Genomic DNA, 14391 nt, shown 5'->3' with positions numbered 1-14391 from the left:
GGATCAGGCGCTCAGAACCTTGCGGCCGCGGGCGCGGCGGCGGGCGATCACCTTGCGGCCGCCGACGGTGGCCATGCGGGCGCGGAAGCCATGACGACGCTTACGCACGATTTTGGACGGCTGGAACGTGCGCTTCATGGCGCCTACTCCTTAAGCTTTGCTGATGGTGACGGGAAGAAGACGCCCGGCCGGCTGGCCGGGCGTCAAATCTATGAACCTGAACCGAACCGAAAGGCGCCTTACTCGGCGGCCCGGCGGCCGTTGACCATGCCGCGGCCGGTGGTGCGCTCGGCGATGCGGGCGGCCTTGCCGCGCAGATCGCGCAGATAGTACAGCTTGGCGCGACGGACGGCGCCCTTGCGGACCAGCTCGATCGAGTCGATGCGCGGGGAGTACAGCGGGAACACGCGCTCCACGCCCTCGCCATAGCTGATCTTGCGAACGGTGAAGGAGCTGTTCAGGCCGGCGTTCTTGCGGGCGATCACGACGCCCTCATAGGCCTGGACACGCTCGCGCGTGCCTTCGACGACCTTCACGTTCACGCGGACGGTATCGCCCGAGGAGAACTCCGGGATCGTCTTGCCACCGAGGGCCTTCTCGATCTGCTCCTGCTCAAGCTGCTGCAACAGGTTCATAGCACTACCCCTTTTCTATCGGCGCGCCTCGCGGCGGACCGTCACTCCGGTTTCGGGTCGCGCCGGCGAGCCTGCCGTCGACCCTTGTTCGTAACAGTTTGCGCCGGACGGCCCGCCTGGTGGAGCGACCACAGGTCCGGCCGTCGGGCCTCCGTGATCCTCTCCGCCTCGGCCAGCCGCCAGGCCTTGACCTTTCCGTGGTGTCCGGAGAGCAGAACCTCCGGCACCGCGCGCTCCACACCCTGCCCGTCGGTCCAGACCGCCGGCCGGGTGTAGTGGGGGTATTCGAGCAACCCCCGTTCGAAACTCTCTTCGCCCGCCGTCTCCACGTTGCCCATGACGCCGGGGAGCAAACGCACCACGGCATCCATCAGGCTGAGCGCGGCGAGTTCCCCGCCGGACAGCACGAAATCCCCGAGGCTGACCTCTTCGAGGCCGTGCGCATCGAGGACCCGCTGGTCCACCCCTTCGTACCGGCCGCAGAGCAGCGTCACCACCGGGGTGGCGGCCAGCTCCTTGACCAGTTCCTGGTTCAGCACCCGTCCGCGAGGCGACAGATAGATCGCCCGGCCGCGTCCCGGTGCCCCCACAGGTCCCGCCGTCGCGGTCAAAGCCGCGTCCAGCACATCGGGCCGCATGACCATGCCGGCCCCTCCGCCGAAGGGGGTGTCGTCGACGGAGCGGTGTTTATCGCGCGCGAACGAGCGAATGTCCACCGATTCCAGCGCCCAGACTCCATTTTCCAACGCCTTGCCGGCCAGCGAGTGGCCGAGCGGCCCCGGAAACATCTCCGGGAACAGCGTCAGAACCTTGGCCGTCCAGACCCGCGGGCCGTCGGCGCCGTGATTCACGGCCCCGCCTCCCCGCTCTGGTCTCCACCCTCGCCCCCCTCATCCTCCGAGTCGTCACCGGAACCCTCGCGGGCCTCGATCACGGCCGGAAGATCGACGACGATGCGGCCGCCCCGGACATCCACCACCGGCACGCAGGCCTTGGAGAAGGGAAGCATCTCCAGCGGCCCGCCGGCGGTCCGGACTTCGAGCACGTCGCCGGCTCCGAAGTCATAGATCGCCTTCACCGTGCCGTAGAGGCTTCCATCGGCAAGCTCCGCCCGCAGACCGATCAGGTCGGCATGGTAGAACTCGTCCTCGTCCTCCGTCGCCGGCAGGGCGTCGCGGTCGACATGGAGCCGGACCCCCGCCAGCGCCTGGGCCTGCTCCCGGCTCGTCACCCCATCGACCTTGGCCAGGAAGTTATCCTTGACCATGCCCTGGAGCGTCAGCGTGAAGCGGCGGGCGCCGGCCTCGTCCGACAGCGGGCCATAGGTCGCGATGTCGGCGGGTTCGGCGGTGAAGCTGCGCAGCTTCACCAGCCCCCGCACGCCGTGCGATCCCGCGAACTGGCCGACACAGATTTTGACGGTCATCGAAGGAGCACCCGGCACGTCGTCACGACCTCAACCCAGACCTCTGTCCCAACCTTAGGCTTCGGCGGCGGCAGCGGCGGCGGCAGCCTCGGCCTTCAGACGCTCCTGCGCCTTGGCCTTCGGAGCCGACTTCTTCGGGGTCTCGCGGACGGCGGGCTTCTCGACCAGGCCGGCATTGGCCAGGAAGAGGACGACACGCTCCGTCGGCTGGGCGCCGACCGACAGCCAATGCTTGGCGCGCTCGGCGTCCAGGATGATGCGCTGCTCATGCTCGCGCGGCAGCATCGGGTTGTAGGTGCCGATCTTCTCGATGAAGCGGCCGTCACGCGGGCTGCGGGCGTCCGCGATGACGATCGAGTAGAACGGACGCTTCTTCGCACCACCGCGAGCCAGACGAATCTTCAGAGCCATTGGTCGAAACTTTCTCTTCTCAAGTCAAACGGTTGTCAGATGAACTGGTGAGGCGGTCGGATCAGCCGAAAGGCCCCTTCCCGCCGAAGCCGCCCAAACCCTTGGGCAGCAGATTGCCGAGACCGCCGCGCAGCATCCCCTTCTTCCCCAGCTTCTGCACCTGCTTCATCATTCCGCGCATGGTCTCGAACTGCTTCAGCAGCTTGTTGACCTCCTGCACCGAGGTGCCGGAACCGGCGGCGATGCGCTTGCGGCGCGAAGCCTTGATGATGTCGGGATTCTTGCGCTCCGCCTTGGTCATCGAGGAGATGATCGCCTCCTGGCGCTTGATCATCCCGTCGTCGACGTTGGCGTCCTTCAGCTGGTCCTTGATCTTGCCGATGCCCGGCAGCATCCCCATCAGGCCGGACATGCCGCCCATCTTGCGGAGCTGCTTCAGCTGCATCGCCATGTCGTCGAGGTCGAAGCCCTGGCCCTTCTCCATCTTGCGGGCGAGCTTTTCAGCCTCGTCCTTGTCGATGGTCTCGACGGCCTTCTCCACCAGCGACACCACGTCGCCCATGCCGAGGATACGGCCGGCGATGCGGTCGGGGTGGAAGGGCTCCAGCGCGTCGATCTTCTCGCCGACGCCCAGCAGCTTGATCGGCTTGCCGGTGATCTGGCGCATCGACAGGGCGGCGCCACCGCGCGCGTCGCCGTCGATGCGGGTCAGCACGATGCCGGTGATGCCGACCTTGTCGTTGAAATTGGTGGCGACGGTGACGGCGTCCTGGCCGGTCATCGCGTCGGCGACCAGCAGGGTTTCCACCGGCTTGGTCGCGTCGCGGACCGCCGCGACCTCCGCCATCAGCTCCTCGTCGATGGCGAGGCGGCCGGCGGTGTCGAGCATGACGACGTCATAGCCTTCGAGACGGCCGGTCTCGATGGCGCGTTTGGCGATGGCGACCGGATCCTGTCCCGGAACGATCGGCAGCGTGGCGACGCCGGTCTGCTCGCCGAGAACCTTCAACTGCTCCTGGGCGGCCGGACGGCGGACGTCCAACGACGCCATCAGGACCTTCTTGCGCTCCTTCGTCTTCAGGCGGAGCGCGATCTTGGCGGTGCTGGTGGTCTTGCCCGAGCCCTGGAGACCGACCATCAGCACCGGCACCGGGGCGGCGGCGTTCAGGTTGATCTCGGAGCCCTCGCCCAGCATCTCCACGAGGTTGTCATGGACGATCTTGATGACCTGCTGGCCGGGGGTGACCGACTTCAGCACCTCCTGCCCGACGGCGCGTTCCTTCACCTGGGTGACGAACTGCTTGACGACGGGCAGGGCGACGTCGGCCTCCAGCAACGCCACGCGAACCTCGCGCAGTGCGGCGGAGACGTCCTCCTCGGTCAGCGCGCCACGGCGGCGCAGCTTGTCGAAGATGTCGCCCAGGCGTCCGGTCAGGCCTTCGAACATGCGATACTCGTTCCCCAGTTCCGGGTCCAGCGTCAGAGCCGCCACCCGCACAAGCACGAAAGCGCCAGTGCGCGAAATTCGCGGACTGGCGGAGATACCCGGCATGGGGCCGGGGTACCCGGTCTATCGGCTTTGCGGGAGACAGGTCGGCGGACCATAGAGAAGCGGACGGGCCGAGTCAACCGTCACAAACGGCTTTTTCCCGCCCGACCCGCGCCCGTGACCGAAGATCCGCCTTGCGATCGGTGGTTATCGGTCCCAAGCTTGTCACAGTTCGCAGACCCTTAACGAAATTTTGGCGACTCTTTTACAGTATGGGCAACCACACAGAGAGGGTATCCCGGCGATGTCGTCCGCCCAGGGCTTTGGGTCCAACAGCCCGCGAACCAAGCTGAACCAAAGCCAGCTCAACGCGATCCTGTTGCGGCACCAGGCCTTCCGCAAGAGCCAGCCCGGCGGCGTCCGTGCCAATCTGAAGATGCGCGACCTGTCGCATCTCGATCTGTCCGGCATCGACCTGTCCGACGCCGACCTGTCCGGCGCCAAGCTGTTCAGCGCCCGGCTGACCGGCGCCAACCTCGCCAACGCCAATCTCTATGCCGCCGACCTCAGGCTCGCCAATCTGGAGAAGGCCGATCTGCGGCGGGCCGACCTGCGCGGCGCCTGCCTGCGCGGCGCGGTTCTGAGCGAGGCGACCCTGGTGGAGGTGGACCTGCGCGACGGCACGCTGCTGCATTATGATTCCAGCGGCGCGATGTACGCGCATGAACATGAGGACTCCGTCCTCACCTCCGAACTGACGGCGGCGACCATCCGCGGCGCCGACCTGTCGCGGGCGAAGGTCGCCAACGCCTTCGTCATGCAGACCGACCTGACCGACGCCATCCTGCGCGGCACGAAATTCATGCGGGCCAACCTCACCGGCTCCAACCTGACCGGCTGCGACCTGACCGACGCCGACCTGACGGAGGCGAACCTTTCGGGAGCCCGGCTGTCGGGGGCGGTGATGACCGGCTGCGCCATCAACCGCACCAACTTCACCGGCGCCACCCTGATCGGCGCCATCCTGGACGCCGCACAGATGCGCTCTCCCAACCTCCAGGCGGCGGTTCTCGCCAAGACGCTGGAGAATCCGGAGGACGATCTCCGCGACATGCTGATGGAGCATCTGACCTGGATCGACAGCGGCGGCAAGACCGGCAAGCGCGCCGACCTTTCCGCCCTGGATCTGTCCGGACGGATGCTGGAGGGCATCAACCTGTCGGCGGCGATCCTGCAATGCATCGCGTTGCGCGGGGCGAACCTGTCCGGCACGTCGATGGCGATCGCCGACCTGTCGCTGGCCGACCTGCGCAAGGCCGATCTCTCCAACGCCGACCTGCGCGGCGTGAATTTCGAGCGCGCCACCCTGACCGGCGCCAATCTGACCGGCGCCCAGCTCGGCCCGGTCCATATCCAGACGATGAGCGGCCATATCTGGCGCGCCAACCTGCAACGCGCCCGGCTGGGCCAGGCGTCGCTGTGCAAGGCCGATCTGCGCAAGGCCAATCTCGTCGGCGCCAATCTGGCCGGTGCCGACCTGACCGGTGCCGATCTCAGCGAGGCCGACCTGACCGGTGCCGACCTGACCGGCGCCATGTTGACCGGCGCCAAGCTGGATCAGGCGATCATCGAGGAGGCGATCGGTCTCGCCGACTGATGCCGTCCGGATGCGGAAGGGTCAGGCGGCGGACCCGCCCCGGCGCGCCATCCAGTCGCCGGAGCCGTAGACGCTGCGGACATGATGGGCCAGCAGATTGCGGGCGTCGATCAGCTGGCCCATCCGCTCCCGGCAGGCGACCGTCGGCGCCAACACATGGTGGAAGCCGCGCGAGTCTAAGCAATCGCTCGAATCGCCCCGATGAGGATCATTGGAGGGATGATGCCCTGCGGTTCACCGCGTCTTCATCGCACCCGGCTTGGCCGGCAGCCGGTCGAGGAGATCGGCGATATAGGCGGTCTCGTCCTTGCCCGACATGGCGGCGAAACCTTTCAGCATCTGGCTGCCGAAGGTGAAGACGCTGGCAAGGTCGATGCGCCAGGCCCCGCCCTCCCGGACGAAGTCGGCGGGAACCAGCGCCGGCCGGTTGTCGACCATCAGCAGGCCGGATGCCCGGTCGCCTTTCACCCGCACCGGCCCCAGCCCACTGCGGGCGATGATGTTGGGGCCGAGCCAGCCGGCGGCCAGCGCATAGTTGGCGATGTCGCCGACCGACATGCGGCGCAGTTCCGCCGGGCCAAGATAGCGGCGCAAGCCCATGGCGGCGAAGCGTTCCGCCGGCTCCAGCCGCTGCAACGGCGCATCGCCGGGCTGACGGGCGGCCTCGCGCACCGACTCCAGAGCCTTGACCGAATTGCGGCTCAGCAGCGGGATCACCGCCGATCCGCGCTTTTCGGCCAGCGCGCTGCGGGCGGCGTCGAAGGTCGCGGCGACCTCGCGCTCCTCCGGCGTTTCGCGCGGCGGGGCGGCGAAACCGGTGGATGCCGCGATCAGGACGACGAAGAAGGCGAGAAAGGCGACACGCATGCCGGAGAAAATCCGAGAGCAGTGGAAAACGTCACGCCTTCGCCTCGACGCCGAAGAATTCGAGCTGCCAGCGCATCTCTTCGTCGGTCATCGGGTAATGGGTGCCGTCGCGAGCATTAAGCGCTGTTTTTGGCGGAATCTGGGCGAGCCGTAGCTGGACCTGCCGGGCGAAGCGCATCGACAGTCCGGTACGCCACACCAGCGCGGTCACGGCGCGCGGCGCGTGGGTGGCGACGATGCGGTCCACCACCGGCAGCGGAATCCCCGACAGCTCCGCCAGCGCCGCCATGACGAAGCCGCGGTCGCCCTCCACCATCGAGCCTTCGATCAGCTTCTCGGTCAGCTTGCCTTCCTTGTTCAGGCGGGCCGCCTTGTCGCTGGGGCGTTCGACCGGCTTTTCCGGCCCGGCGGCGGCACCGCCGGCCGTCTCCTCGCCGAAATCGACCGGGCCGAGCGGCAGACCGGGTACCGCCGCCGCGGCCTGCCCCACCCGCTGGCGCACCGCCTCGACCAGCCCGCGCGCCGCCTCCGGCTCCAGATCGTCGCGGTCCTGGAGAACCTTCAGCAGGCTGTCGGCGACGAAGCTGGCCAGCCGCGCCACCGCCCGCGCCGGCAGCCGGGGGCGGCGGACCAGCGGTGAATGCCAGGGCTCGTGCTGCGGCGCATGGTCGAGGATGCGGTCGAGCGTCTCCTCGCGGATCTGGGCCGAGGGGTTGCCGAGCAGCGCCGTCACCGCCGCCTCGTCGTCCGACCGCGCGATGGCGTCGGCGACGGAGGCCGAGACATTGTGCCGGCTGGCGATGGCGGTCATCGCGCCCCGCACCGGCCCCTTCATGATGATGTCGGTCAGATCCTCTTCGGTGAGGATCGGCGAATGTTGCAGGACGGGCGCACAGACCGACAGCTCCACATCGCGGGCCAGCCGGTTGATGACGCCGTGCGGGGCGTTGGGCAGATCCTTCAGCGCTTCGGCCAGGATGCCGCGTACCTCGCTCGCCTGATCGCGGGCCAGCGTTTCCAGGCATTCCACCGTCAGGCGTTCGATCTGGATCGCCTGATCCGCCGACAGTTCGGGCAACAGGCGGGCGATCTTCTGCGCCACCGCCCGCCGCACCATGACCTCGCGATCCTTGGCCAGCAGCAGGTCGGCCTGGCGCGGCGTGCCGGCATTGGTGGCGATGGCGCGCCGCACCTCGGCCGCGGCATCGGCGGCGAGGAAATACAACAATTCCGGCCGGGTCTTGGGATGCTCGGCGACCTTCCGGCGGATCGCCGGATCCTCGCTCTGCACCATCCGCTTGGCGGATTCATAGTCGGCGGGATCGAACGCTTCGGAACGCGGGGTGGCTGGCGGGGTCACGGGGCAGGCTCCGCGGCGGAACTGTCGGGCGAACAGACCTGATGGGCGGGGGCGAGGGCGTAATGGCCCTTGCCGCTCTTCTTGGCGTGGTACATGGCCGCATCGGCGCGCTCGGTCAACTCCCGAACCGTCTCGCCGCGGCCGGGACTGTGAACGGCGATGCCGATCGACAGGCCCAGCGGCTTTTCGGGACCGGCCGACAGGTGGGCAAGCTCGCGCATGCCGGTCAGCAGCCGCTCCGCGACGATGCGGGCCTTCGCCTCGTCGGTGCGGCCCAGCCACAGGACGAACTCGTCGCCGCCCAGCCGCCCCGGCAGGTCGCCGGGCCGGACGCCGGTGGACAGCAGCGTGCCGATGGCCTTCAGCACCGCGTCGCCCTGCTGGTGACCATGCAGGTCGTTCACCGCCTTGAAATTGTCGAGATCGACATAAAGCAACGCCGAAGGGCCGCTGTCCGGGCGGGAGATCGATTCGTCCAGCCGTTCGAAGAAGGTGCGGCGATTGAACAGGCCGGTCAGCCCGTCACGCTCCGACAGGCGGCGCAGCCGTTCCTGATAGGCGAGATGAGCATGGGCGATGCCGATATGGTCGGCGACGCCCGCCATCAGTTGGCGGTCGTCATCGTCCCAGGGTTCCGAATCTGCGGTGCGCCAGACCAGCAGCGCGCCATTCACCGCCTGCCGGTACTCGGTCCGCTCGCCGATCAGCTGGACATCGCCCAACCGGTCGACCACCAGCCCCTTGCCGGTAGCGATGCGGTCGAGCAGGGCGGTGCCGACCTCCGGAAGCTTGGCGCCGAACTCCGCGACCAGCGAGAGGACGACGCGGGTGCCGCCCGGCACCGCCCCCTCCTCCGCCCGGTAGATGCGGCAGCCGTCGGCGCTGAGCGCCCTGGCCGTCTCGGTCGCGGCCACGGCCAGAGCCTCCGCGGCATCGAGCCGGTCGCGCAGGGTGTGGACGATGTGGCCGAGCAGGCGCTCGCGGTAACGGATGCGCGCCAGCTCGTTGGAGCGCAGCACCTGCTCCGTCACGTCACGGCAGACGCCGCGGGCGCCGATCCAGTCGCCCTGCGGCCCGAACAGCGGCAGGGCGGAGGCGACGACGCAGGCCGGCGTCCCATCGGCGCTCTTCAGCCAGAGCTCCGTCTGGTCGACCGCGCGGCGGCAATCGAAGGGCAGGGGCAGATCCTCCGCCTCCTCCAGCGCCAGGCTGCGCGGGTCGCGGCCGATCAGCGCATCGGCCGGATAGCCGAGGGCACCCTTGTGGCTGACGAAGACGAAACCGCCGTCCGGCCCGGTCTCCCAGGCGAAGTCGGACGAGACCTCCACCAAATCCTTGTAGCGCCGCCGCGATTCGGTCAGCGTGTGACGCAGCTGCCGTTCCAGCGTGTCGTCGCGGCCGAGCAGCAGGAAGCCGCCGTCGGGCAACGGCACGCCGGCCCATTCGACGATCATGATCCCGCGCAGCGACTCCACCGGAACCGACCGCAATCCCGGCGCCACGCTGGCCCCCGACAGCCAGTTGCGCAGCTCCGGCAGCCAGCGCGGGTCGCTGTCCATCATGTCCTCCGCCTCGGCATTCGCCTCGGCGACGGCAAGGGACGGATCCAGCCGCAGAGCCGGGCCGGGATACAGCGCGACCAGCGTCACGGAACCGGGCTGGCCGGCGTCGGAGGCGGAGATACCGGTTGTCAGGAGAAGGTCCACGGCGATCCCAGATTGGGCAAACCACAAGGCGGGCTGGCGAAAACTTCGGGCTGCAAGGCATTGCAACCTCCGGCGCATGCTACCCTTTTAAGGGTTAATCTTCAATCAACCAACGAGGCGGGGAACCCCCGATGGCGAGGATCGGCGGGAAGGGCACCGGCCGGCGCCGGCCCCGCAAAGCGCCTTGCCGCCGGCGGCCGGCGGCCCCATTCTCGGGGGATGACCGTCCCGACCTCCTCCGCCGCACCGGCGCCCGCTCCCGCCCTCAGGCCGCCCGCCGCGCTCCGCGACCGCGCCGTCTGGATCTTCGACCTTGACAATACGCTCTACCCGGCATCCTGCAACCTGTTCGCCCAGGTCGACCGCCGGATCAGCGAGTTCATCGCCGCCCAATTCAACATCGGCATGGACGAGGCGCGGGTCCGCCAGAAGCGCTTCTTCCGCGACTACGGCACGACGCTGCGCGGCCTGATGACGGAACATGACGTCGATCCCGTCGCCTACATGGATTATGTCCACGACATCGACGTCACCGGCATCCAGCCCTCCGCCCTGCTGGACGACGCGCTGGCGACGCTGCCCGGCCGCAAGATCATCTACACCAACGGCTCGGTCCGCCATGCCGAGAATGTCGCCGGCCGGCTCGGCATCCTCGACCGCTTCGAGGCGGTGTTCGACATCGCCGCCGGCGGCTATGTGCCGAAGCCCGATCCCCGCCCCTACGCCACGCTGGTGGAGCGCCACGGCGTCGATCCGGCGGATGCCTGCATGGTGGAGGACATCGCCCGCAACCTCGCCCCCGCCCATGCGCTGGGCATGACCACGATCTGGGTCCGCGGCGAGAAGGAGTATGAGAAGGCCGGCGTCGGCGCCGGGGTCCATATCGACCACACCGTCGACGATCTGCCCTCCTGGCTGGCGGCGGTGGCGGGGGTCTAGAGCCTTGCGGCCGGTCGCCGAACCGGGTGTGGTTGACAGGGGAGCGGACCGGCTCCATGGTGCCGTCCCTTGGACAATCGACAGCAGAACGACCGCGCCATGAGCCACGCCAGCCTCCAAGCCACCATCGACGCCGCCTGGGAAAACCGCGCCGATCTCACCACCGCCACCACCGGCCCCGTCCGTGACGCCGTTAACGCGGCGCTGGACGCGCTGGACGCCGGCGACCTGCGCGTCGCCGAGAAGACCGCCGGCGGCTGGACGGTCAATCAGTGGCTGAAGAAGGCGGTTCTGCTGTCCTTCCGCCTGAACGCCAACGAGATGATCCCCGGCGGCCCCGCCGGCTCCTCCTGGTACGACAAGGTGCCGCCGAAGTTCGAGGGCTGGACCGAAGGCCAGTTCCAGAATGCCGGTTTCCGCGCCCTGCCCGGCGCCATCGCCCGCAAGTCCTCCTATGTCGCCCCCGGCGTCATCCTGATGCCGAGCTTCGTCAATGTCGGCGCCTATGTCGACAGCGGCACCATGGTCGACACCTGGGTCACCGTCGGCTCCTGCGCCCAGATCGGCAAGAACGTCCACCTGTCGGGCGGCGTCGGCATCGGCGGCGTGCTGGAGCCGCTGCAGGCCGACCCGGTCATCATCGAGGACAACTGCTTCATCGGCGCCCGCTCCGAGATCGTCGAGGGCGTGATCGTCGAGGAGGGAGCGGTCATCTCCATGGGCTGCTTCATCGGCGCCTCGACCAAGATCATCGACCGCCACACCGGCGAGGTCTTCGTCGGCCGCGTCCCGGCCTATTCGGTCGTCGTCCCCGGCTCGCTGCCCGGCAAGCCGCTGCCCGACGGCACGCCCGGCCCCAGCCTGTACTGCTGCGTCATCATCAAGCGCGTCGACGAGAAGACCCGCTCGAAGACCGCGATCAACGACCTGTTGCGCGATTGATCCGCTTCTAAGCCCGTTCCGGCCTCCTGCTTAAAACCATTTTGGGCAAGAGGCCGGGGCGGGACCATGGCTTGCGAATCCGGACCTTCCATGACCATCGACCCCGTCGCCCTCGCCCAGGATCTGATCCGCTGCCCCAGCGTCACGCCGCGCGACGACGGCGCGCTCGGCGTGCTGGAGGCGGCGCTGACACCGATGGGCTTCACCTGCCACCGCCTGCGCTTCCAGCAGGAAGGGACGGAGCCGGTGGAGAATCTCTATGCCCGGCTCGGCACGGAGGGGCCCAATTTCTGCTTCGCCGGCCACACCGACGTGGTGCCGCCGGGCGACCGCGGCTGGACGGTCGATCCCTTCGCCGGCGCGGTGATGGGCGGGCGGCTGTTCGGCCGTGGCGCGGTGGACATGAAGGGCGCCATCGCCGCCTTCGTCGCCGCCGTTTCGCGCCGCCTTCAGGACGGCCCGCCCGCCGGCTCGATCAGCCTGCTGATCACCGGCGACGAGGAGGGGGTGGCGGTCAACGGCACCCGCAAGGTGCTGGACTGGATGACCGAGCGCGGCGAACGCATCGACGCCTGCGTCGTCGGCGAGCCGACCAACCCCAAGGCGCTGGGCGACATGATCAAGATCGGCCGGCGCGGCAGCCTGACCGGCTTCCTGACCGTGTTCGGCGCCCAGGGCCACGTCGCCTATCCGCATCTGGCCGACAACCCGCTGCCGCGGCTGGTCCGCATGCTGGCCGCCATCACCGAACAGCCGATGGACGAGGGCACCGAGCATTTCCAGCCCTCCACCCTGGCGCTGACCACCATCGACGTCGACAACGCGGCGACCAACGTCATCCCCGCCCAGGGCAAGGCGACCTTCAACATCCGCTTCAACGACGCCCATACCCCGGCCGGCATCGAGGCATGGCTGCGCCGGACCTTCGATGCCGTCGGCGGCGCCTATGAGCTGGAGGTCTATTGCTCCGGCGACAGCTTCGTCACCCCGCCCGGCCCGCTGACCGAACTGGTGGCCGAGGCTGTGGAGGGCGTGACCGGGCGCCGGCCGGACTATTCGACCACCGGCGGCACGTCGGACGCCCGCTTCATCAAGAATGTCTGCCCGGTGGTGGAATTCGGGCTGGTCGGCCAGACCATGCACAAGGTGGACGAATATTGCTCGGTGGAGGATCTGCGCCAGCTGACCGCCATCTACGAGTCGATCCTGACGGGCGTCTTCGCACGCCTCGCGGGGTAGGACGCCTGACCGGGACAAGACGATGCCGCTGACCGCCCCCGCCATCCTGTCCGCGCTGACCGGCGCCTGGCGGCTGGCCCGCTTCGACCGGACGGGGATGGAGTTCTTCGACCGCACCCCGGACGGGGCGCTGAATTCCTTCCATGCGGCTGTCGTGGTGCTGCCGGCCTATGCCCTGCTGCTGGTGATCCGGCTGTGGGGCCAGCTCGACGGCACGCCAGTCCTGCAACTGGTGACGGTGGAAGGCATCGCCTATGTCGTCAGCTGGACCGCCTTCCCGCTCGCCCTGTTCCGCATAGCGGCGCTGCTCGGCAAGGAAGAGCTCTATCCCGGCGCGTTGACCGCCTACAACTGGTCGGCGGTGGTGCAGATGGCGATCTATCTGCCGGCCATCCTGCTGTCCGCCGCCGGCCTGTTGCCGGAGATGCTGTCCGAATCGCTGGTTTTCGGCGTGATGATGGCGATGCTGACCTACCAGTGGTTCGTCCTGCGCACCGCTTTGTCCCTGTCGGGACTGGCGGCGGCGGCGCTGGTGATGCTGGATTTGTTCCTGTCGGCGGCGATCAGCGATCTGGCCGACGGGATGCTGTGAGGGTGGGGGGCTAACGCCCCCGCTCCGCATCACCCCTGGGTACTGACGCCGGCCTCGGCAAAGGTCGCCATGCCGGCATGGCAGGCGGTGGCCGCCCGGACGATGTTGATCGCCAGCGCCGCACCGGAGCCCTCGCCCAGCCGCATGCCGAGATCGAGCAGCGGCTCCTTGCCGATGGCCCGCATCAGGCGGCTGTGGCCCGGCTCGACCGAGCGATGGGCGACCATGCAATGGTCGAGCGCGCGGCGATCGGCCTTGTACAGCACGGCGGCGGCGGCGGTGCAGGCGAAGCCGTCGAGCAGCACCGGGACGCGGGCGACACGGGCGGCCAGGATGGCGCCGGCGATGGCGGCGAACTCGTAACCGCCCAGGCGACGCAGCGCCTCGAACGGGTCGTCCTTGGCCTGCGGGTTGGCGGCGACGCCGGCCTCGACCGCGGCGATCTTGCGGGCCAGCCCGGCATCGTCGACGCCGGTGCCGCGGCCGGTCCAGTCGGCCGCCTCGCCACCGAACAACGCGAGGCAGAGCGCCGCCGCCGAGGTCGAGTTGGCGATGCCCATCTCGCCCAGCGCCAGCAGTTGGACACCCATCTCCACCGCCATCATGCCGTAGGCCATGGTGCGGCAGCACTCCTCCTCGCCCATGGCCGGGCCCTGGGTGAAGTCGGCGGTCGGGTTGTCCAAATCCAGCTCATAGACGCGCAGGTCGGCGTCGGCCACCTCGCAGAGCTGGTTGACCGCGGCACCGCCGGTCTGGAAGTTGGCGACCATCTGCACCGTCACCTCGGCCGGATAGGCCGAGACGCCGCGGGCGGCCACGCCATGGTTGCCGGCGAAGACGGCGACGCGCGGCCGGCGCACCTCGGCCGGATGCTGGCCCTGCCAGGTCGCCATCCATTGCGCGATCTCCTCCAACCGGCCGAGCGAGCCCGCCGGCTTGGTCAGCTGCCGTTCGCGCTGGAGGGCCGCGGTGCCGGCCTCCAGGTCGGGGCCGGGCAGGTTGCGCACGAGCGCGCGGATTTCCTCGAAGGTGACGGCGGGCTGCTGGTTGCTCATGATCGGTCCTGAGGGGTGAGCGCCAAAAAACGGCGCGACCTTGCACCCATCCGGCGATCAAGTCAAAGCGCCA

The 14391-nt window shown here is 68.7% G+C and carries 16 protein-coding genes; 5 read left to right on the top strand and 11 right to left on the bottom strand.

Annotation, left to right across the window (positions count from 1 at the left end; all coding sequences use genetic code 11):
* Positions 1-3: 3 nt before the first annotated feature.
* The 6 genes from rpmH to ffh all read right to left on the bottom strand — a co-directional run bounded on the left by rpmH (position 4) and on the right by ffh (position 3919).
* A complete protein-coding gene (rpmH, locus tag AZL_RS02745) occupies positions 4-138 on the bottom strand; it encodes a 50S ribosomal protein L34 (protein WP_012973146.1) in 135 nt (44 codons plus the stop codon).
* A 101-nt stretch (positions 139-239) separates the two neighbouring features.
* Entirely contained in the window at positions 240-635 is a 396-nt protein-coding gene (rplS, locus tag AZL_RS02740; RefSeq protein WP_012973145.1) for a 50S ribosomal protein L19, read from the bottom strand.
* 41 nt (positions 636-676) lie between these two features.
* A complete protein-coding gene (gene trmD, locus AZL_RS02735; RefSeq protein WP_247894319.1) occupies positions 677-1423 on the bottom strand; it encodes a tRNA (guanosine(37)-N1)-methyltransferase TrmD in 747 nt (248 codons plus the stop codon).
* Positions 1424-1482: 59 nt separating this feature from the next.
* Positions 1483-2061 carry a ribosome maturation factor RimM gene (gene rimM, locus AZL_RS02730; RefSeq protein WP_012973143.1) on the bottom strand — a complete coding sequence of 193 codons (579 nt, stop codon included), beginning with the start codon at positions 2059-2061 and terminating at the stop codon, positions 1483-1485.
* Positions 2062-2115: 54 nt separating this feature from the next.
* Entirely contained in the window at positions 2116-2472 is a 357-nt protein-coding gene (gene rpsP / locus AZL_RS02725) for a 30S ribosomal protein S16 (protein ID WP_012973142.1), read from the bottom strand.
* 61 nt (positions 2473-2533) lie between these two features.
* A complete protein-coding gene (gene ffh / locus AZL_RS02720) occupies positions 2534-3919 on the bottom strand; it encodes a signal recognition particle protein (protein WP_012973141.1) in 1386 nt (461 codons plus the stop codon).
* Positions 3920-4265: 346 nt separating this feature from the next.
* Between ffh and AZL_RS02715 the strand changes: the two genes are divergently transcribed.
* Positions 4266-5618 (top strand): pentapeptide repeat-containing protein, encoded by a 1353-nt coding sequence (locus AZL_RS02715; RefSeq protein ID WP_012973140.1) that lies wholly within the window; start codon positions 4266-4268, stop codon positions 5616-5618.
* 21 nt (positions 5619-5639) lie between these two features.
* Here AZL_RS02715 and AZL_RS37375 read toward each other — a convergent pair whose 3' ends face one another.
* From AZL_RS37375 to AZL_RS02700, 4 genes are all read right to left on the bottom strand, one after another.
* Positions 5640-5774 (bottom strand): hypothetical protein, encoded by a 135-nt coding sequence (locus AZL_RS37375; protein WP_256373227.1) that lies wholly within the window; start codon positions 5772-5774, stop codon positions 5640-5642.
* Between the two features lie 78 nt (positions 5775-5852).
* Positions 5853-6485 (bottom strand): hypothetical protein, encoded by a 633-nt coding sequence (locus tag AZL_RS02710; protein ID WP_012973139.1) that lies wholly within the window; start codon positions 6483-6485, stop codon positions 5853-5855.
* 31 nt (positions 6486-6516) lie between these two features.
* Entirely contained in the window at positions 6517-7845 is a 1329-nt protein-coding gene (locus tag AZL_RS02705) for a DUF2336 domain-containing protein (protein ID WP_012973138.1), read from the bottom strand.
* Positions 7842-9551: a sensor domain-containing diguanylate cyclase gene (locus AZL_RS02700; RefSeq protein WP_042442409.1), complete on the bottom strand. Its 1710-nt coding sequence runs from the start codon at positions 9549-9551 to the stop codon at positions 7842-7844. Before AZL_RS02700 ends, AZL_RS02705 begins: the two co-directional genes overlap by 4 nt.
* 219 nt (positions 9552-9770) lie before the next feature.
* On the opposite strand from AZL_RS02700, the gene AZL_RS02695 reads away from it, so the two are divergent.
* From AZL_RS02695 to AZL_RS02680, 4 genes are all read left to right on the top strand, one after another.
* Complete coding sequence (locus AZL_RS02695; RefSeq protein ID WP_012973136.1) at positions 9771-10490, top strand: pyrimidine 5'-nucleotidase; 720 nt, start codon at positions 9771-9773, stop codon at positions 10488-10490.
* Positions 10491-10589: 99 nt separating this feature from the next.
* A complete protein-coding gene (gene dapD, locus AZL_RS02690; RefSeq protein WP_012973135.1) occupies positions 10590-11432 on the top strand; it encodes a 2,3,4,5-tetrahydropyridine-2,6-dicarboxylate N-succinyltransferase in 843 nt (280 codons plus the stop codon).
* Between the two features lie 90 nt (positions 11433-11522).
* Entirely contained in the window at positions 11523-12671 is a 1149-nt protein-coding gene (gene dapE, locus AZL_RS02685) for a succinyl-diaminopimelate desuccinylase (RefSeq protein ID WP_042442408.1), read from the top strand.
* A 22-nt stretch (positions 12672-12693) separates the two neighbouring features.
* A complete protein-coding gene (locus AZL_RS02680; protein WP_012973133.1) occupies positions 12694-13263 on the top strand; it encodes a hypothetical protein in 570 nt (189 codons plus the stop codon).
* 29 nt (positions 13264-13292) lie between these two features.
* Here AZL_RS02680 and cobT read toward each other — a convergent pair whose 3' ends face one another.
* Complete coding sequence (cobT, locus tag AZL_RS02675) at positions 13293-14318, bottom strand: nicotinate-nucleotide--dimethylbenzimidazole phosphoribosyltransferase (protein WP_012973132.1); 1026 nt, start codon at positions 14316-14318, stop codon at positions 13293-13295.
* Positions 14319-14391 lie beyond the last annotated feature (73 nt).

It is taken from the genome of Azospirillum sp. B510 (assembly GCF_000010725.1).
GTDB classification, from domain to species: Bacteria; Pseudomonadota; Alphaproteobacteria; order Azospirillales; family Azospirillaceae; genus Azospirillum; species Azospirillum lipoferum_B.
The sequence above is the reverse complement of the archived record's forward strand: the minus strand, read 5'-3'. Positions and strand labels throughout refer to the sequence as shown.

Excerpts from the sequence above, each read along its gene's own strand:
- AZL_RS02710 (WP_012973139.1), bottom strand. The coding sequence starts at position 6,485 with ATGCGTGTCGCCTTTCTCGCCTTCTTCGTCGTCCTGATCGCGGCATCC.
- dapE (WP_042442408.1), top strand. The coding sequence starts at position 11,523 with ATGACCATCGACCCCGTCGCCCTCGCCCAGGATCTGATCCGCTGCCCC.
- dapD (WP_012973135.1), top strand. The coding sequence starts at position 10,590 with ATGAGCCACGCCAGCCTCCAAGCCACCATCGACGCCGCCTGGGAAAAC.
- rpmH (WP_012973146.1), bottom strand. The coding sequence starts at position 138 with ATGAAGCGCACGTTCCAGCCGTCCAAAATCGTGCGTAAGCGTCGTCAT.
- rpsP (WP_012973142.1), bottom strand. The coding sequence starts at position 2,472 with ATGGCTCTGAAGATTCGTCTGGCTCGCGGTGGTGCGAAGAAGCGTCCG.
- rplS (WP_012973145.1), bottom strand. The coding sequence starts at position 635 with ATGAACCTGTTGCAGCAGCTTGAGCAGGAGCAGATCGAGAAGGCCCTC.
- cobT (WP_012973132.1), bottom strand. The coding sequence starts at position 14,318 with ATGAGCAACCAGCAGCCCGCCGTCACCTTCGAGGAAATCCGCGCGCTC.
- AZL_RS02695 (WP_012973136.1), top strand. The coding sequence starts at position 9,771 with ATGACCGTCCCGACCTCCTCCGCCGCACCGGCGCCCGCTCCCGCCCTC.
- rimM (WP_012973143.1), bottom strand. The coding sequence starts at position 2,061 with ATGACCGTCAAAATCTGTGTCGGCCAGTTCGCGGGATCGCACGGCGTG.
- AZL_RS02680 (WP_012973133.1), top strand. The coding sequence starts at position 12,694 with ATGCCGCTGACCGCCCCCGCCATCCTGTCCGCGCTGACCGGCGCCTGG.
- trmD (WP_247894319.1), bottom strand. The coding sequence starts at position 1,423 with ATGTTTCCGGGGCCGCTCGGCCACTCGCTGGCCGGCAAGGCGTTGGAA.
- ffh (WP_012973141.1), bottom strand. The coding sequence starts at position 3,919 with ATGTTCGAAGGCCTGACCGGACGCCTGGGCGACATCTTCGACAAGCTG.
- AZL_RS02715 (WP_012973140.1), top strand. The coding sequence starts at position 4,266 with ATGTCGTCCGCCCAGGGCTTTGGGTCCAACAGCCCGCGAACCAAGCTG.